General features: G+C 70.2%; 17 protein-coding genes. 7 read left to right on the forward strand and 10 right to left on the reverse strand.

Translation table 11 applies throughout. The features are described 5' to 3' along the window. Positions 1–14: 14 nt before the first annotated feature. Positions 15–989 (reverse strand): phosphotransferase, encoded by a 975-nt coding sequence (locus ABD708_RS14665; RefSeq protein WP_344755757.1) that lies wholly within the window; start codon positions 987–989, stop codon positions 15–17. Positions 990–1065: 76 nt separating this feature from the next. On the opposite strand from ABD708_RS14665, the gene ABD708_RS14670 reads away from it, so the two are divergent. Then, positions 1066–1635, forward strand: a complete 570-nt coding sequence (locus ABD708_RS14670; protein ID WP_344755759.1) for a hypothetical protein — start codon at positions 1066–1068, stop codon at positions 1633–1635. Between the two features lie 40 nt (positions 1636–1675). Here ABD708_RS14670 and ABD708_RS14675 read toward each other — a convergent pair whose 3' ends face one another. The 3 genes from ABD708_RS14675 to ABD708_RS14685 form a co-directional block, all read right to left on the reverse strand. Further along, positions 1676–2227 (reverse strand): cysteine hydrolase family protein, encoded by a 552-nt coding sequence (locus ABD708_RS14675; RefSeq protein ID WP_344755761.1) that lies wholly within the window; start codon positions 2225–2227, stop codon positions 1676–1678. Between the two features lie 37 nt (positions 2228–2264). Further along, positions 2265–3272 (reverse strand): prolyl aminopeptidase, encoded by a 1008-nt coding sequence (pip, locus tag ABD708_RS14680; protein ID WP_344755763.1) that lies wholly within the window; start codon positions 3270–3272, stop codon positions 2265–2267. A 131-nt stretch (positions 3273–3403) separates the two neighbouring features. After that, positions 3404–4300, reverse strand: coding sequence for a LysR family transcriptional regulator ArgP (locus ABD708_RS14685; RefSeq protein ID WP_344755765.1), 897 nt, complete (start codon positions 4298–4300; stop codon positions 3404–3406). A gap of 68 nt (positions 4301–4368) precedes the next feature. Between ABD708_RS14685 and ABD708_RS14690 the strand changes: the two genes are divergently transcribed. Both ABD708_RS14690 and ABD708_RS14695 read left to right on the forward strand, forming a co-directional pair. After that, positions 4369–5022: a LysE/ArgO family amino acid transporter gene (locus ABD708_RS14690; protein ID WP_344755767.1), complete on the forward strand. Its 654-nt coding sequence runs from the start codon at positions 4369–4371 to the stop codon at positions 5020–5022. A gap of 142 nt (positions 5023–5164) precedes the next feature. Then, positions 5165–7120 (forward strand): S53 family peptidase, encoded by a 1956-nt coding sequence (locus ABD708_RS14695; RefSeq protein ID WP_344755769.1) that lies wholly within the window; start codon positions 5165–5167, stop codon positions 7118–7120. 3 nt (positions 7121–7123) lie between these two features. Here the strand turns inward: ABD708_RS14695 and ABD708_RS14700 are convergent, their stop codons facing one another. Beyond that, positions 7124–7924 (reverse strand): alpha/beta fold hydrolase, encoded by an 801-nt coding sequence (locus ABD708_RS14700; RefSeq protein ID WP_344755771.1) that lies wholly within the window; start codon positions 7922–7924, stop codon positions 7124–7126. Between the two features lie 40 nt (positions 7925–7964). Between ABD708_RS14700 and ABD708_RS14705 the strand changes: the two genes are divergently transcribed. Then, positions 7965–8456 carry an NADPH-dependent FMN reductase gene (locus tag ABD708_RS14705; protein ID WP_344755772.1) on the forward strand — a complete coding sequence of 164 codons (492 nt, stop codon included), beginning with the start codon at positions 7965–7967 and terminating at the stop codon, positions 8454–8456. 7 nt (positions 8457–8463) lie between these two features. Here the strand turns inward: ABD708_RS14705 and ABD708_RS14710 are convergent, their stop codons facing one another. After that, positions 8464–8712, reverse strand: coding sequence for a hypothetical protein (locus tag ABD708_RS14710; RefSeq protein ID WP_344755774.1), 249 nt, complete (start codon positions 8710–8712; stop codon positions 8464–8466). A gap of 31 nt (positions 8713–8743) precedes the next feature. On the opposite strand from ABD708_RS14710, the gene ABD708_RS14715 reads away from it, so the two are divergent. Then, positions 8744–9403 (forward strand): FMN-binding negative transcriptional regulator, encoded by a 660-nt coding sequence (locus ABD708_RS14715; protein WP_344755776.1) that lies wholly within the window; start codon positions 8744–8746, stop codon positions 9401–9403. Here the strand turns inward: ABD708_RS14715 and ABD708_RS14720 are convergent. The 4 genes from ABD708_RS14720 to ABD708_RS14735 all read right to left on the reverse strand — a co-directional run bounded on the left by ABD708_RS14720 (position 9384) and on the right by ABD708_RS14735 (position 14984). After that, positions 9384–10010 carry a hypothetical protein gene (locus ABD708_RS14720; RefSeq protein WP_344755778.1) on the reverse strand — a complete coding sequence of 209 codons (627 nt, stop codon included), beginning with the start codon at positions 10008–10010 and terminating at the stop codon, positions 9384–9386. The genes ABD708_RS14715 and ABD708_RS14720 overlap by 20 nt on opposite strands. Before the next feature lie 68 nt (positions 10011–10078). After that, positions 10079–12598 (reverse strand): bifunctional lysylphosphatidylglycerol flippase/synthetase MprF, encoded by a 2520-nt coding sequence (locus ABD708_RS14725; protein WP_344755780.1) that lies wholly within the window; start codon positions 12596–12598, stop codon positions 10079–10081. After that, a complete protein-coding gene (locus tag ABD708_RS14730) occupies positions 12595–13893 on the reverse strand; it encodes an alpha/beta hydrolase (protein WP_344755782.1) in 1299 nt (432 codons plus the stop codon). The genes ABD708_RS14725 and ABD708_RS14730 overlap by 4 nt, the downstream gene beginning before the upstream one ends. Before the next feature lie 104 nt (positions 13894–13997). Beyond that, positions 13998–14984, reverse strand: coding sequence for a YihY/virulence factor BrkB family protein (locus tag ABD708_RS14735; RefSeq protein WP_344755784.1), 987 nt, complete (start codon positions 14982–14984; stop codon positions 13998–14000). Between the two features lie 85 nt (positions 14985–15069). Between ABD708_RS14735 and ABD708_RS14740 the strand changes: the two genes are divergently transcribed. Together ABD708_RS14740 and ABD708_RS14745 are read left to right on the forward strand one after the other, a co-directional pair. Continuing rightward, complete coding sequence (locus ABD708_RS14740) at positions 15070–16344, forward strand: low temperature requirement protein A (protein WP_344755786.1); 1275 nt, start codon at positions 15070–15072, stop codon at positions 16342–16344. Positions 16345–16399: 55 nt separating this feature from the next. After that, a complete protein-coding gene (locus ABD708_RS14745) occupies positions 16400–16648 on the forward strand; it encodes a hypothetical protein (protein ID WP_344755788.1) in 249 nt (82 codons plus the stop codon). Positions 16649–16650 lie beyond the last annotated feature (2 nt).

Genomic DNA, 16650 nt, shown 5'->3' on the forward strand with positions numbered 1-16650 from the left:
ACCGTGTTTCATGTTCACGACAATTGGCTCAGCGCGGCGGCGCCCCAGCCCTGCGGGTCGTCGCCGGCCGGGATCATCGCGAGGGAGAACCAGAGCACCAGCGCATCCCACCACGCTGCCTCGACCACGGTGAGCGGTGATTCCGATTCGTAGCCGGCGCGGAACCTGTTGCGCACCTCGGTGGACACCGGGCTCCAGTCGTGGAACACCGTGCCGAGCAGGACGGCCGAGCGGGCCAGCTCGACGACGCGATGGTCGAGCCAGGCCTCTTCGAAGTCGAGGATTGCCGCGACCTCGCCGCTCGTCCACAGGATGTTCGCTGCGCGATAGTCGAAGTGCACGAGCTGCACGGGCAGCTCGTCAGCGGGTGCTGCATCGACGCGTCGGCGCAGCGCCGCGCGGGCCGCCTCGGGCACGTGATCGGGGCATGACGAGAGCCAGCCGGTCACCCGGTCGGCGAGCGGCTTGCCTGATGACTCGATACCGGGAATCCGTTCGGCGTCGGGATACTCCCGCAGCGCCTCCTGCAGCCGCGCCAGGGCGACTCCGGCCGCGTACACCTGGGCGTCATCGGCGGCATCGAGCATCGTGCCCTCGATCTTGTGCTGCAGCCCCATCGACACGCTCCCGCTCTCTACCTGAACGCTTCCGTCGAGCGCAGGGACAAGAGCCGACACCGGGATGCCGCGCGACGCGAGCCAGTTCGTGAGCTCCGCGACGGCAGCGAGTCGCGGGAAGTGCTGCGGCGCGATCGACCACTTGAGCAGGAGTATCTCGTCGGCTGCACGAACCCACGCCAGCGCGTTGTGATCGCTCATCACGATCCGCTCGCAGACCTCCGCGTGGATGCCCCAGTGCCGCTCCAGCATCTCAAGGACCCATCGGCTCGCGGCATCCGTGCCCTCGAACCCGAACCGCGAGGCAAGGATCTCCTCGGGAGCGCCCTGCTCCCACAGCATCTCGACGGCGACGGCGCTCGCTTCGCTCATGCAACACATTGTCCACGAGTGCAGTGACCGGAGGTCCCGCACTCCGACCAAGGCGCTCGCGATAGCCTCCCGACTCATGGACGTCGATGCATGGAACCGGGTCCGGGCAGAACGCGCGGTCTCGAGCCAGATTGTTCTCGCGCGGTTGCACGACGTCGGATTGGATATTGCGGGCGTTGAGCGGCTGAGCGATGTCAGGCCTTCACTGAGTCCTACGGCCACCCAGGTGGTTCTCGAACTCATGCACGATCAGACGATCGAGAGATTCACTCGACAGTTCCTCGCGCGCGGTTTAGAGGCGGCAACCAAGACCGTTTCCTGGGATGAGCTGGTCGAGTTGTATCTGAGGACGAGCGACCCTGACCTTGAGGAAGGACTCGCGGCCGCGATCGACAAGCGTGCCGGGAAGAAGAACTACACGGCTCTGGTCGAGTTGGTTACTGATCGCGCGGCCGCCAAGACGGCATCGCAATTCTTCCTCGCGAAGATCCGGCGCTTCGGCGGCGAGGACGGGCGAAAGCTCCTGGAATCCCTAGTGTTCGACCAGCACTTCGGCTGGACGGCGTACCACATGCTGACGGGGAGAGAGAGTTGGCCGCCCCCTGCTGATTGGAGTTACCCGAAGTCCCGTCGCCCGAAGGGCTGAGGCCGCCTGACGACGAGTTGATCCGCACGGTCCGCCTCGCTCATGCGGCGGACTGGTTCAGCTGTGCGCTCGGGACGACCGTCGCGAAGGTGCCGTCGAGCGCCGCGAGGAACGCCGCGTGCGCGAGCCGGCCGGGAACGGTCGTCTCGCCGAGCACGAGGTCGGGCGCGGCGCACGCGTCGGCGACGACCGTGCAGGCGAACCCGAGCTCCGACGCGGCCCGCGTGGTCGAGTCGATGCACATGCTGGTCATCATTCCGGCGATCACCAGCTCGGTCACGCCCCAGTCCCTCAGCTTCGCCTCGAGCCCCGTGCCGATGAAGCTGTTCGGCTCATGCTTCTCGACGACGGCCTCGCCGTCGAGGGGCGCGACCGCGGGGTGGAACGCGACACCTGGGGTCCCCGGCACGAAGAACGTGGCGTCCGGCTCCTCGGCGACGTGGAACACGTGGACGACGCGCTCGCCCGACGCGCGGAACGCGTCGAGCACGGTGCGGGCGGCCTGGGCCGCAGCTTCGGGCTCGACCAGCGGGAAGGCACCCCCTGGGAAGTAATCGAGCTGGATGTCGACGAGGAGGAGAGCGCGGGTCACCCGACCAGTATCGTGTGGCGTCGAGACGCCATGGCGCTTAGGGGCGAGCGGAGCCGACGATCCTGTCGTAGAGGCGCTCGCGCGCAGCGTGCGACGCCTCGGTCATCGTGACGCTGCCGGTGTGCCCCGAATCGCCGACGATGATCAGCTCGGAGCCCGGCCATGCGCGTGCGAGTTCCCACGGCGTGACGGCGGGGCCGCTGAGATCGCTGCGCCCATGGATCAGGACGCCGGGGATGCCGGCGAGCCGGCCGGCTTCACGGATCAGAACACCGTCTTCGAGGAATCCGCCGTTGGAGAAGTAGTGCGCGCAGATCCGCACCAGGGCGAGCCTCGCGTCGTCGGGCCGGTTGGAGTACGCCCCCGTGCTGCCGTTGCTCTCTTGCGAGATGAGCGTGTCCTCCCAAGCCAGCCACTCGGCGGCAGCCCTCTCCCGAATCTCGCGATCGGGGTGCTCCATCAGCCGGGCGTAGGCGGCAAGAAGCCCGGCGATCGGCGGGCTGCTCTCGGTCGGAAGCCGGTAGCGGTCGCCGAGGCCCGGGAAGTCGCGGAACCGCGCCCACTCCTCGGGGAAGAATCGCCCGGCGCCCCGGTACAGCCACTCGATCTCCAGTAACCGGGTCGAGGTGACGCTGAGCATGAGCATGCCGCTCACGCGGTGCGGATACCGCTCGGCGTAGGCGAGCGAGAGGGTCACTCCCCATGAGCCGCCGCGCAGCATCCACGACTCCACCCCCACGTGCTCGCGAAGCCGCTCCATGTCGTTGAGGAGATGCTCTGTCGTGTTGAGGCTCAGGTCGGTCGACGGATCGCTTGCGTGGGGCAGGCTGCGACCGCAGTTGCGCTGGTCGAACAGGATGATGCGGAACCGCTCGGGGTCGAACGCTCGGCGATTGCCTGTGGTGCATCCCGAACCGGGGCCGCCGTGCACGATCAGCACCGGCAGGCCCTCGGGGTTCCCGCACGTCTCCCAATACACGAGGTTGCCGTCGCCCGTGTCGAGCAGGCCGCTGTCGTAGGGCTCGATCTCGGGATACCTGGGCATGCACGGGAGCCTAGTAAGCCCGGCCGCGCGCGTACGGGCGGCGATTTTTGGCGACACGCCGTGCGGGACGCGCTGGTGGCGCGGTTTCGGGCGAAATCGCCGCCCGTCTGCGCGGGCCACCCCGGCGCCCCTCACCGCAGCAGGCTGCCGCGGGCCGCCTTCCGCACGGCATCCGTCACCTCGTCGAGCACGTGCGAGGTGATCGACCAGCGCTGCCAGTAGAGCGGCACGCGCACACTGCGCGCGCCGCCGAGGCGCACCAGCTCGCCGCGCTCGAGTTCGGCCGCGCACTGCTGGTCGGGCAGCAGCCCCCAGCCGAGGCCGCCGACGACGGCGCGCGCGAAATCCGCCGAGGTGGGCACGTAGTGCCGGGGTGCCCGGCCGCCCGTGCCGATCACCGCATGGTAGAGCCGGTGCTGCAGCTGGTCCTTGCGGTCGAAGTCGACGTAGGGTGCCTGCGCGATCCGCTTGATGTGCGCGACCCCGCCGAGGTGTGCCTCGGCATACGCCGGCGAGCACACGGCGCGGTAGCGCATCGAGCCGAGCGGTGCGCTCACCGCGCCCTGCACCGGTTCTGCGATGCTCGTGACGGCCGCGGCGACCTCACCGGAGCGCAGCAGCTCGAGCGTGTGCTCCTGATCCTCCCGCCGCAGGTCGAAGACGATGTCGGTGCGCGGCGCGAGGGCGATGAGCGCGTCGAGGAACCACGTCGCAAGCGAGTCGGCGTTCACGGCGATCGGCACCGACAGCGCCGCACCCTCGCGGCCCGCCTCGCCGAGCTCGCGCGCCAGATCGAGGTCGAGCAGGGCGAGCTTGCGCGCGTGCCGCAGCACGACGAGCCCGGCATCCGTCGCCTCGATCGGGGTGCTGCGGCGGACCAGCACAGCGCCCGCCGCCTGCTCGAGCGCCTTCATGCGCTGCGACACCGCAGAGGGCGTCACGTGCAGCCGCGCCGCCGCCGCGTCGAAGGTGCCCTCGTCGATGACGGCGACGAGCGTGCGCAGCTGATCAGAGTTCAACTCCATCATTAGCTCAGCTTATGCTGCCTCAGATTCTTTAGCTGGTGTGTTGATGGCGTGTTACCTACCGTTGAAGAGTGCAACTCAGCTCCACCCTGCTCCCCGCCCTGCTCGGCCTCGGCACCGGCCTCTCCCTCATCGTCGCGATCGGCGCGCAGAACGCCTACCTGCTGCGCCTCGGCGTCGTAGCGGCGCGCCGCATCATGCTGCCGGTCGTCCTGCTGTGCGCCGTGTCGGACGCGGTGCTGATCTCGGCGGGCACGGCCGGCGTCGGGGCGGTGCTGCAGCGCGCACCGCAGGTGCTCACGGTGGTGCGGGTGATCGGCGCCGGCTTCCTGCTGGTGTACGGATTCCTGGCGGCACGGCGCGCGGTGAGGCGCGGCGGCGAAGGACTGGTGGTGACGACGGATGCCGGTGCGGGCATGCCCGGTCGCGGCATCCGTCTCGGCGGTGCTCTGGGCACGGTCGCCGCGCTCACCTGGCTCAATCCGCACGTCTATCTCGACGCTGTCGTCTTCCTCGGCTCCATCGCGAACCAGCAGGCGCCGGACGCGCGATGGTGGTGGGTCGGCGGCGCGGTGACCGCGAGCTTCATCTGGTTCTTCTCGCTCGGCTTCGGCGCGCGGCTCCTGCGGCCGCTGTTCGCGAAGCCGCTCTCATGGCGTGTTCTGGACGGCCTCATAGCCGTCGTCATGGTGGTTCTCGGCCTGCGGCTAGCCCTCGGCGGTTAGGCGAATTCGAGCACGTTTCGGACGTGTAACCCTTCGAGCTCCGGTCGATAGTTGCTCTTGACGAAGCATCTCGCGCGGCGCTAGAGAAGTGAGGTTGACCCCCACCCGCGGGTCAGCGTCTCGCATTCCAACGGAGGTATACGTGCGTTCTCGCCGCTCCCGCAGCGTGGCCGTCGCGATCAGCGTCGGCGCAGTGCTGCTTTCCACCCTCGCCGGAACGGCGGCCGCCAACGCGGCCGACACCGGCAGGCATTCCCTCGGCGGCGCGCCGTCGTGGGCGACACCCGGCCACAAGCAGGGCGATCTCCCCGGCGGCCAGCGGATCCCGTTCCGCGTCGTCGTGAACAACTCGCATCAGCCGAGCATCGACGCCCTCATCACGGACGTCACCGACCCGAAGAGCAAGGACTACGGCAAGTACCTGACGCCTGCGCAGTACGACGCCAGGTACGCGCCGAGCGCCGCCGACGTGAAATCGGTCGAGTCGTTCCTGACGAGTCAGGGCATTCAGGTCACGGCCGTTGGGCAGGGCAATAAGTGGATCGACGCCTCGGGCACCGCCGCCCAGGTCGGCAAAGCGTTCGACACGTCGATGGCGAACTACTCCCACGACGGGAAGAGGCAGTACGCGCCCTCGTCGGCGCTTTCCGTGCCGGCATCCGTCGCCGGTGTCGTGGGCGGTGTGACGGGGCTCGCGCAGGGCGAGACCGCACGCAAGCCGGGCGGCGCATCGCCCGAGCCGACCGCACCGGGCGCGGCTGCGCCGACCGCGACGAAGCCGCCGGCTTCGCAGTGCTCCGACTACTGGGGCGAGTACCAGCAGACGCTGCCCGAGGCGTTCGGGCAGACGAAGTTCAACACCTACCTCTGCGGTGAGACGCCGGCGCAGCTGCGCAAGCTCTACGGCACGACCGGCGCCGTCGCCACGGGCGACACCGGCAAGGGGGTGACCGTCGCGATCCTCGACGCGTACGCGAGCCCCACGATGCTCTCGGACGCGAACCAGACCTCCACCGCGCTCGGCGACCGGCCCTTCGCGCCTGGTCAGTACTCGGAGAAGATCATGGGCTCGTTCGTCAACCAGGACGAGTGCGCCGGTGAGGCCGGCTGGAACGGCGAGGAGGCGATCGACGTCGAGGCCGTGCACGGCATGGCCCCAGGGGCCCACGTGCTCTACGTCGGCGCCACCGACTGCGACACCGGCCTCGACGATGCCGCCAACTGGGTCGTCGAGACGCATGCGGCATCCATCGTCTCCAACTCCTACAGCTGGGGTGGCGAGCCGACGGACGCGACCGACCAGGCCGAGATCAAGCTCGAGCACGCCATCATGGAGCAGGCCGCGGCCGAGGGCATCGGCTTCTACTTCGCGACCGGCGACGACGGCGACACCGTGATCGACGGCCAGAGCCCGCAGCCCGAGTACCAGGCCTCCGACCCGTACGTGACGGGTGTCGGCGCGACCAGCGAGATCATCGGGAAGAACGACCAGCTCGTCGCCCGCACCGGGTGGGAGACGCTGTTCGACCGCGTCGACTACTCGGGAGCAACGCCCGTGTACGAAGACGGGCCCGTGCCCGGCGACTACTTCTACGGCGGCTCGGGCGGCGGCACCAGCCAGCTGTTCACACAGCCCTGGTACCAGACGTCGACCGTGCCGAACAGCCTCTCGCAGGCGCGCGGCGCGACCAAGATGCGCACCGTGCCGGACATCGCCGCCGACGGCGACCCGTACACCGGCATGTACCGCGGCTTCACGGACGGCGGCACCGGCGGTACCTTCTCGATCACCACGTGGGGCGGCACCAGCCTCGCCACGCCGCTCGTCGCCGGCATTCAGGCGCTCGCGCAGCAGAACCGCCCGATCGCGATCGGCTTCGCCAACCCGCTGCTCTACGAGGTGGGTGCACGCGGCATCTCGGATGTGACGCCGCACCCCGGCATCCACTTCGCGAGCACCGCGGGCAGCTACCTCGGCACCTTCGACGCGGGTGACACGCAGAAGACGACGTACGGCTACGACGACGAGACCGGTCTCGGCGTTCCGAACGGCTCGTTCATCGGCGCGGAGTTCGCGGCGGCGGTCAAGAAGCGCTGACCTCTAACGCAGGAACTCGGCCGCTTCCTCGCCCCAGCCCCGCAGCTGGGCGAGGGAGCGGCCGAGCTGCATCCGCGCGTTCGGAAGGCTGTCGCGCAGGATCTCGGATGTCACGACGGGATGCCCGGGATCGCCCGCCCACGGCAGCAGCAGGACCGGAACGTCGATCGCGGCGATCGCGTCGACGGGCGGCAGGTCGCTCAGGGCGGCGCCGCGGAGCACCGTCGGGGCGAGCGCCTCGCCGACCTGTGGCGTGAACGCGTCGGCGTCGAGGCCCTGGAACGCCTCGGGCAGAGGCGCCTCGTTCGACGCCATCAGCTCGAGGAACGCCCCGAGCCCCCTGGTCTCGATCAGCGTCGCGAGGTTGCGGTAGACCTCGGCCTGCCCCGCGCGGGTCTGCCAGGCGGTCGGCGCGCTCGTGAGCACAAGCCGGCGGAAGCGCGACGGCTCGGCGAGCGCGGCATAGATCAGCGTCGCGGTGCCCATGGATGAGCCCATGCCGTCGACCTGCTCGCCGGGGGCGATGTGGTCGAGCAGCGCGAGCAGATCCTGCGCGAGTTCCGGCCAGGTGTAGTCGCCCTCGGCCGTGGTTCCGGTCGAGGCCCCGTGGCCGCGCGCGTCGTAGCGCACGAGCCGGTGCCCGGCATCCGAGACCGGAGACCAGTCGAACATGCCGCCGCGCTCCTGCGCCCAGCCGCTCGAGGTCATGCCGTGCGCCCAGATGACGGTCGGCCCCTGCCCCGTCTCAGTCCAGCTCAGGCGCGCACCGCGCACCTCGGTCTCGTGGCGCGCAACATCCGTCATACAGTCACCCTACGAGCAGAGCACACGACAGACTGTCGGCATGAGAGCAGTCGCCGTCGTCGGCAACCCGAAGCCCGCCTCCCGCACCGCCGATGCCGCGCAGCGGCTTGCGACCGCCCTCGGTGCAGACGAGGTCGAGCTGATCGACCTCATCGAGCTCGGGCCCGGGCTCATCGGCTGGGGCGACGAGAACGTCACGGCCGCGGTGGCCCAGGTGCAGGCATCCGATCTCGCGATCTTCGCCTCCCCCACGTTCAAGGCGACATATACCGGCCTGCTCAAGCTGTTCCTCGACCAGTTCGCGACCGCGACCGGCCTCGAAGGCGTCGTCGCGGTCCCGCTCATGCTCGGCGCAGGCCCAGGGCACGCCCTCGCTCCCGAGCTGCTGCTCAAGCCCGTACTGGTCGAACTCGGGGCGATCACCCCCGCGCCCGGGCTGTACCAGCTCGACTCCGCCTATGTCGATGACCCGAAGCTCGCCGAGTACGCGGCGCGCTGGTCGCCCGTGATCAAGGCCGTCGCCGCGCTCTGAGCGGTCGCTAGAACCCGAGCCGCCGCAGCGCCAGCTGCATCGCCGCGGGGAAGGCGCTGCGATAGGCGGGCGCGGCACCGGCGCCCACGACGAATCCGCCGCCCTCTGCCGCCCGGATCGCCACCACATCGGTGCCGCCGGCGTCGACCAGCCACTCGCCGTTCGAGGCGCGGTTCACGTTCAGCATCAGTCCCGAGACCGAGAGCCGCTGCGCGTGCCCGAGCTCGACGGCGTTCTCGTCATAGATCCTGCCCATGCCTGCCAGGTACCCCCGCTAGCCTCGACCCATGTACACGCCGCGCTTCAACCAGGTCGACGACGAGGCGGAGATCCGGCGCATGGTCGCCGAGGCCCGCGTCGCGTGGCTCGTCACGGCGGCGCCTGACGGCGTGCCGCAGGCGTCGCTGCTGCCGATCATCTGGCGGCCGGGCGACGGCGGCCGCGGCGAGAACGGCACCGTCATCGCCCATCTGGCCCGCGCGAACCGCCACTGGCGTGCGATCACGAACGGCGCACCGGCTCTGCTCATCGTCACGGGGCCCGACGCCTACATCCACCCCGGCTGGTACGCGGCGAAGGCCGAGGCGGGCAAGGTCGTGCCGACCTGGAACTACTCGGCCGTGCACCTGAGCGGCCCGATCACGGTGCACGACGACCCCGAATGGCTGCGTGCCGCCGTCACCGAGCTGACGGAGCTGCACGAGTCCGGCAGAAGCGATGCGTGGGCCGTGACGGATGCCCCGCCGGAGTACCTCGACATGCAGCTCTCCGGCATCGTCGGCATCGAGGTCGCGGTCGAGAAGGTCGAGGGCAAGGCGAAGCTGAGCCAGAACCGCTCTGAGGCGGACCGGCGCGGCGTGGTCGCCGGGCTCGCGACCGAGCCGTTCCCCGGTGCCGAGGCCGTGGCGGCGGCCATGACGTCGGGTCTCAGCGACCCGCGGGGTTGAGCGCCGCGACGATCTGTTCGGCCTCCGGCCAGTACTTCGCGTAATACCCGGGGTCGGCATTGCGCTGCACGGCGTGCGCGAGCGCGGTCGGCTCCATCGTCTGCCACCCCGGAACCCTGATCGCTTTCTGGAAGAAGTGCAACGCCGCCGTGTACGGGTCCATCCGCTCGGCATAGGTGCCCCACGCCCCGTTGTCGCGCTGCTGGAACAGGCCGCGGCTGTCGGGCCCGGCCGCGTCGCCGTAGTCGAGGTTCACGAGCCCGCTCTCGCCGATCGCGGTCATCACGCCGACGGCCTGCGTGTGCGTGCCGATGCCGAGCGACTGCGCGGCCCTGATCACCTGCGCCGCGTTCACGAGCCTGGCCTGGCAGTACCCGGCGACGGGCCCGCGCGGCACGACGATGTCGCCGACCGTCACGGGGTCGGCGGCGGGGCACGCCGGCAGGGCGAAAGCGGGCGAATCGGATGCCTGCGGCTGCGCCTTGGACGCCGCGATGGCCACCCCGACGACGCCGGCTACGACGAGCCCCGCCACGAGCGCGACCGTGCCGATGACGGCGCCGACAACACGCCGCGTACGCCGTCTGCCTCGCCTCCGCCTGCTCATCGTTGTCGAGATTAGGGGCGGCCTCTGACCGTTGCCTGCCAGGCGCGGCCGAGCCCGGCTCGCCCGGCTCAGGCGCTCGTGCCCTGCGGCTCGGCCTCCGCCTCCGCCCGCGCGGTGCGGCTCGAGAGCTCGCGCACAAGCCGCGACGCCTGCGCGAGCGACAGGGTGGGCAGGTAGGCGCGCACGAGCGCGAGGCCGATCTCGGGCAGCGCCGCCGCGTCGGGGTAGGCGATCAGCAAGGGGCGCAGCTCGGGCTGGAACTTGAGCTTGAAATCGAGCAGGCTGCGGAAGCCGTAGGCCGGCTCGAGACGGCGCGACAGCCGTTCGAGCAGGTCGTCGAGCCCGTCCGGCTCGGATGCCGTGACGCGGGCGAGCGGTGCCGCCGACAGGCTCAGCAGGCCGATGCCCTCTGAGCGCAGGCGCGCGATGACCTCGGCGATCGCGAACTCCATCGAGCCGTGGGTCCCGCCGGGGCGCCGCCGCATCAGATCGTTGGTGTAGCCGACCACGACGCCGTCGCGGTACACCGGCAGCCAGCTCGTGAAGGCATGCACACGGTCGTCGGCGTCGAGCACGACCATGAGGCGCACGGCGGGGTCGCGGGCCTCGTCGAGGCCGCCGAGAGTGAAGCCCATCTCGGGCAGCTCCTTCTTCGCGACCCATTCCTCCGAGATCTCGGTCAGCTGGCGCGCGACGTGCCGCGGCAGCTCCGCCCACGCGGACCACAGCGCGCGCAGTCCCTCGCGGCCCGCCCGGTTCACGGACGAGCGCACCTTCTGCCACCTGCGCCCCACGAAGTCGATCTCGAGCGGGTTCAGCACCGCCTCCTCCGCCACCATCCGCCGCTGCCAGCCGAGCGCCGCGAAGGTCGCAGACAGGCCTGCGTCGACGCTGTAGAACACCGGCATCCACCCGTTGTCGTCGCAGTGCCGCGCGAACCCCTCGACGACGGCGCGGGGGTCGTCCACGCGGCCGATCGGGCCGCCGACCGTCACAGCGACCCGGCCGACCACGCGGTAGGCGACGGCGGCCGCGCCGTCGGCGGAGATCCATGAGGAGTTGCCCGCCCATTGGGTCATGAAGCCGAGCGAATCGCCGCCGCTCTCGACGATGCGCCGGGTTGCGGCGGCATCTCCGTCCGGTCGCGGCGTGCTCGCCCCGAACAGCGGCCGCAGCGCGGCAGCGCCGACGACGAGCCAGAACACGGGTCCGACCACGTGCGCGACAAGTCGGCCGAGCACCGACACGGGCACGACCAGCGCGCCGTCGCCACCGAGGAAGGCGACCGGCACGAAGCGCTCGAGGGTGGAGGCGAGCAGACGCCCCGGCGCGGCGTGCGCCCCGAGCACATGCTCCTGCCCGAGCAGCAGCACCGCGAAGTACGTACCCCCGAGAACGAGCAGTGCGCCCGCCGCGATCACCCCGAAGCGGGGCAGCGCGCCGACCGCGCTCGGCACCGGGAAGTTACGCCGCGCGGCGATCAGAGCCACGGCGATGGCCAGTGGCAGCCCGATCGAGAGCACGGCGTCGAACTGGAACTGCACGTCGCGATAGGCGCCGAGCCCGGGGTTCTGCACGGCGATCGGCACCAGCCCGAAGTAGACGGCTGCGAGCCCGCCGAGCAGCACCTCGACCCCGACGGCGAGCCAGACCGCGGCGCGCCGCCCGCGCGCGAGCCCCCACGCGGCCAGCAGCAGCAAGACGAGCGGAACGACCGACACGACGATCGGCCCCGGCCCCGCGATGCGCGCAAGCGTGAGCTGGTCGACGCACGCCCGCGACAGCTGGAACAGGTCGCAGCGCGTCGCCACCTGACGCGGGCTCAGCGCGTCGGGCGCCGCCAGCAGCATGCCGATCGGCCCCAGCGGCCCGACCCGATTTCGGGTGAACAGCGCGATGATCGGCCCCGCGGCCGTCAGGGCCGTGGCGGCGGCGAGCAGCCGGCGCACCTCGTGCTGCGAGCTGCGCGTCCAGCCGGTGCGCCGCCGCCTGGTCAGCAGCATCCCCAGCCCGAGACCGGCGATCGTCGCCGTCAACCGATACACATCGGCTGGCTCGCCCGAGTACAGCAGGAAGACGAGCGAGACGAGCACGGTGATCAGACGGATGCGCCGCCGCCACAGCACGCCCGCGAACGCGCTCGCGGCCGCGATCGCCCCGAAGATGCCCGACTGCGGGTCGACCGTCGCGATGCGCGCGATGCTGCGCGCCCACGACACATTGTCGAGCTCGCCCAGCACGATGAGGCCGGCGCCGACGGTCGTGCCGACGATCGCCGTGACGGCGAACGCCAGCGCGGTGCGCCGCCACCCCATCAGCCGCTCGGAGGCGCCGAGCAGCACGAGGCTCCCAAGAACGGCCACTGCGAGCTCGGGCAACCCGCCCGCGAACAGCATGCCCGTCATCGGGCTCCACCAGTGCGAGACGGGCTCGTCCGAGCCGAGCACGACCCAGAAACGCTGGCGCAGCATGCGGTCGGGGCCGGAGAACGGGCCCGTCACCACCGCGACGACGAGATACAGCGCGGCCATGGTCGAGCTGAACGGATGCCGGGCGAGCTGCGCCCCGAGCCGCTGGCCCTGCCTCACGCCGACTCCCCCAGGTGCTCGACGAGCGGCGCCAGGTCGTGGCTCAGCGCATAGCGCACCGTGTTCCAGTCGTGCGCAGACCCCGGTGAGATCGTCAACGTCGTCGTCATCCCCGCCGCCTTCGCCGCCGCGTCGAGGGCGACCGCATTCGAACGGTACCGCGCGTCATTCGCGCCGACGGCGAATTCCGCGAAGGCGTGCCGATAGGGCGCGCCATGACGCAGCAGGGACTCCGGACTCGCCGCGGCGTACGCCGCCGCCGAGCCGTGGAAGGCCTCGGCCACCGTGCTCGGGCCGTTCCACGGGGCCAGCTCGCTCGAGATCGACAGTTCGGCACTGAACTGTCCTGGGTCGCCCGCGAGGAACTGGTTCGCGCAGGTGGCCCCCTCGCTGAACCCGAGCAGCCCCCAGCCCGAGGGGCTGCTCTCGACGTTCAGGTGCGCACGCACCCAGCCCGCGACATCCGTCTTCACATAGCTCGCGACGTTCCCGAGCGGCGAGTCGACGCACATCGGGTTCCTGCCGTGCTGCGCCCCCAGCTGGTCGGGCACGACCACGATCGGCGCGACCCCGTGGTGGGCCCGCGCGTAGGCGTTCAGGTAGCTGTCGAGGTGGCCCAGCTCGAACAGGTCGGACGGGCTGCCCGGCTGCCCCGAGAATCCGAAGATCACGGGGAGGGTCGGCGCGTTCTTCGCGAGCGCCGCGGGCGGCAGATAGATCTCGGCGTCGCGGGCCTGGAAGTGCGAGACCCTGCCGGGGATGCTGACGCGGTACAGCCGCCCTTTGCCGGGCAGAGCGCCGTCGGCGCGCCAGTCCGCCGCGACGGGCGCGGCGCCGGTCGCGGCGCGGTGCGGCAGCTGCGCCGCCCGCGCGAGCACCCGCGTCGGCACACCGAGCGCCTGCCCGAGATGCGTGAAGGCGCCGGCGTCGACGTTGATGCCGACGGCGCCGGCGAGCAGGATCAGCGGCAGGCATCCGATCGCCGCCATCCGCCGCCAGGTGGGTCGGGCGGTCACGTTCACGACGACGAGCGCGATGCCGGCGGTCAGCAGGGCGACCCACATGCGGCTGATCGGGGTGGGCGAGAAGCCGAGCAGGTCGAGCTTGTCGCCGACGAACCAGCACAGCAGATATCCGAATCCCAGCCCGCCTGCGGCTGCGGCGGCGACGGTCAGCAGCCACCGCCGCGTCGGCCGGCGACTGATCAGGACGAGTCCGGCGGCGACGGCCAGCGCGTCGACGACGATGAGGAAGGCTCCCCCGGTGATGCGGAGCGCCAGAAGCCCGTGCAGCATGACCTTTATCTCTCTCTTAGGTTCATGGCCACGGTGGGGCAGCGACTTCTGCGGGAGCTATGGATGCCCAGGAGAGCGACTGAGAACGCCGTGCACGCACCCGCTCATGACTCGTGCAGATCCCGGCCTTCCGCAATGAGCTTCTCGGCCTTCTCGACGCTCTTCTCGCTCTGCCGCGTGCCGCGCGGTGCCAGCTGGATCTCCTCCGCGGCATCCAGCCCGTCTTGCAGCTCGCGGCTGCGCTCGACCTCGGCGTCGAACTCGGCGCCGAAGAGCAGCACGCTGTTCGCGATCCAGAGCCAGACGAGGAAGATGATCACTCCGCCGAGCGAGCCGTACGACTTGTTGTAGTTCGCGAAGTTCGCGACATAGAACCCGAAGGCGAGGGTCGCGATCGCGAGCACGACGATCGCGATCAGGCTGCCGAGCGAGATGAGGCGGAAGCGCTGCTTGACGTTGGGAGTCGCCCAGTAGAGCAGGCCGACGGCGAGGATCAGCACGAGCACCATGACGGGCCAGCGTGCGATCGACCAGACCGCGGTCGCCGCGGCGCCGGCACCGAGAGCCTCGCCGATCGCGCCGATGAGCGGACCTGAGATGACGAGCAGAACCGCCATGACGGCCATCAGCACGACGAGCACCAGCGTGATCAGCAGCTGCTGCGGGCGCAGCACCCAGAACGGCCGACCCTCGTCGATCTCGTAGATGCGGTTCATGACGCGCGAGAACCCGCCGACGTAGCCCGAAGCGCTCCACACGGCCAGCACGATGCCGACGACGAGCCCGAGACCGGCCGCAGAGGACGACGCGAACTGCTCGATCGGTCCCTTCACCAGGTCGACGGTGCCCCCGGGAGCCACCTGCTCGATGATCTTCAGCACGGCCTTGGCGGCGCTGCCGCCCTCGCCGACGACGCCGAGCAGCGAGAAGATCGCCAGCAGCGCGGGGAAGGCGGAGAGCACGCCGTAGTAGGTCAGAGCGGCCGCGGCATCCTGACACTGGTCCGCCGTGAACTCGGCCAGAGTGCGGCGCGCGACGTACTTCCACGGCCGCCGCGACGGTTTCGTTTCGGTCCGGGTGCTGTCACTCACAACAGACACGTTCCCAGATGAGCGGCAGGATAGACAGGGGCGCGGATGCTGGAGGTGGCGCGGGCCGAAGCCCTACTCTATGCGCGTGAGCGTCGAGAAGACCGCCCCCGCACAGCGGTTCCGCCTTCGCCCGATGGTCGGGCGCGACCCGAACCAATCGCACCGCGCTGCCAGCCCGCTCGAGCTGCTCTTCGATCTCACCTTCGTCGCGGCCTTCGCGCAGGCGAGTGACCAGCTCGCGGAGTTCCTCGCCCGCGGGCATGTCGCCGCGGGCGTGTGGGGCTTCGCGTTCATCATGATCTCGATCACGTGGGCGTGGATCAGCTACACATGGTTCGCCTCGGCGTTCGACACCGACGATTGGCTGCAGCGGGTGCTCACCGTCGTGCAGATGGTCGGCGTCGTGGTACTCGCGCTCGGCGTGCCCGACGTGTTCCATTCCATCGACGATGGTGAGTCCCTCGACTACCGCATCGTCGCGGCCGGTTACGTCATCATGCGCATCTCGATGATCGTGATGTGGGCGCGGGTCGCCCGACAGGACGCGGCCAACCGGCGCACCGCCCTCCTCTACATCGTGTTCACCGCAGGGGCGCAGCTGGGCTGGCTCGCGCTCCTGCTGCTGCGAGTGGAGAGCGTCGCTCTGCTGAGCACTCTGGTCGTGCTGCTCTGGGTCGTCGAGCTGTTGGGCCCAGTCGTCTCGACGTGGGAGGGAGCTGCGCGTGGGGATGCCTGGCACGGCACACCCTGGCACGCACGCCACATCGCCGAGCGGTACGGGCTCTTCGTGATCATCGCCCTCGGAGAGGTGGTGCTCGGCACGATCGCCGCGGTCGCCGCAGTTGTCGCACACGTCGGCTGGTCGACTGAGGCAGTGCTCATCGTCGTCGCCGGAATCGGCACGACGCTCGGACTTTGGTGGACCTACTTCATCTTCCCGTCGGGCACGGTGCTCGCGCGCCATCGCAGTAGGAAGTGGGCCTGGTCATACGGACACATCGCGCTCTTCGGATCCGTGGCGGCGGTCGGTGCAGGAATCCGTGTCGCCGCCTTCGCCGCCCAGGGCGAGGCGACCATCGGCACCGTCGGTGTGGTGCTCAGCACGGCCGTTCCCGTGCTCGCCTTCTGCCTGCTCTACTTCGGGCTCTGGTCGATCCTGTTCCGGGCGGTCGATCCTTTTCATGTCGGCCTCGCGGTCGGCATGATCATGTTCTTGGCGCTCGCGGTCGTACTCGCGTTGTTCGGCGTGCCGCTGGGCTGGTGCCTGTTCGTCGTGATGCTCTCACCAATGGTCGTCATCGTCGGCTACGAGACGGGCGGCTACCGCCACGTCGAGGCGGATATCGCGCGCGAGGGGTGAGTTCGATGCGTACTCGCACCGGTCGACGGGCTTCTCGGCGTGCCAAGGTGGACGCATGAGCGATGACTTCGTCACCACGCACACCGTCGATGTCAATGGCGAGGCCTTCGTCTTCGACGACGACGCGGAGTTCGAGGCGGTGCTCGGCCAGATCACGGCCATCGCCGCAGCAGGCGGCAACGGCATCCTGACCTTTGTCCGCAACGCCGACCCGCTCGATCAGCGGGTCTTCCTCGTCAACGCGGGCACGCGCGTCTCGATCACGAACTCGACCCGCCGGAAGTACCGCCCGACGGTCGCCTGACC

This window comes from Gryllotalpicola koreensis (assembly GCF_039538185.1).
GTDB lineage: Bacteria > Actinomycetota > Actinomycetes > Actinomycetales > Microbacteriaceae > Gryllotalpicola > Gryllotalpicola koreensis.

What these genes read in the sequence shown, in the direction of transcription:
- ABD708_RS14720 (WP_344755778.1), bottom strand. Translation starts at nt 10,010, where the DNA reads ATGAGCAGGCGGAGGCGAGGCAGACGGCGTACGCGGCGTGTTGTCGGC.
- ABD708_RS14710 (WP_344755774.1), bottom strand. Translation starts at nt 8,712, where the DNA reads ATGGGCAGGATCTATGACGAGAACGCCGTCGAGCTCGGGCACGCGCAG.
- ABD708_RS14730 (WP_344755782.1), bottom strand. Translation starts at nt 13,893, where the DNA reads ATGCTGCACGGGCTTCTGGCGCTCCGCATCACCGGGGGAGCCTTCCTC.
- ABD708_RS14715 (WP_344755776.1), top strand. Translation starts at nt 8,744, where the DNA reads ATGTACACGCCGCGCTTCAACCAGGTCGACGACGAGGCGGAGATCCGG.
- ABD708_RS14745 (WP_344755788.1), top strand. Translation starts at nt 16,400, where the DNA reads ATGAGCGATGACTTCGTCACCACGCACACCGTCGATGTCAATGGCGAG.
- pip (WP_344755763.1), bottom strand. Translation starts at nt 3,272, where the DNA reads ATGCCCAGGTATCCCGAGATCGAGCCCTACGACAGCGGCCTGCTCGAC.
- ABD708_RS14670 (WP_344755759.1), top strand. Translation starts at nt 1,066, where the DNA reads ATGGACGTCGATGCATGGAACCGGGTCCGGGCAGAACGCGCGGTCTCG.
- ABD708_RS14685 (WP_344755765.1), bottom strand. Translation starts at nt 4,300, where the DNA reads ATGATGGAGTTGAACTCTGATCAGCTGCGCACGCTCGTCGCCGTCATC.
- ABD708_RS14700 (WP_344755771.1), bottom strand. Translation starts at nt 7,924, where the DNA reads ATGACGGATGTTGCGCGCCACGAGACCGAGGTGCGCGGTGCGCGCCTG.
- ABD708_RS14665 (WP_344755757.1), bottom strand. Translation starts at nt 989, where the DNA reads ATGAGCGAAGCGAGCGCCGTCGCCGTCGAGATGCTGTGGGAGCAGGGC.
- ABD708_RS14705 (WP_344755772.1), top strand. Translation starts at nt 7,965, where the DNA reads ATGAGAGCAGTCGCCGTCGTCGGCAACCCGAAGCCCGCCTCCCGCACC.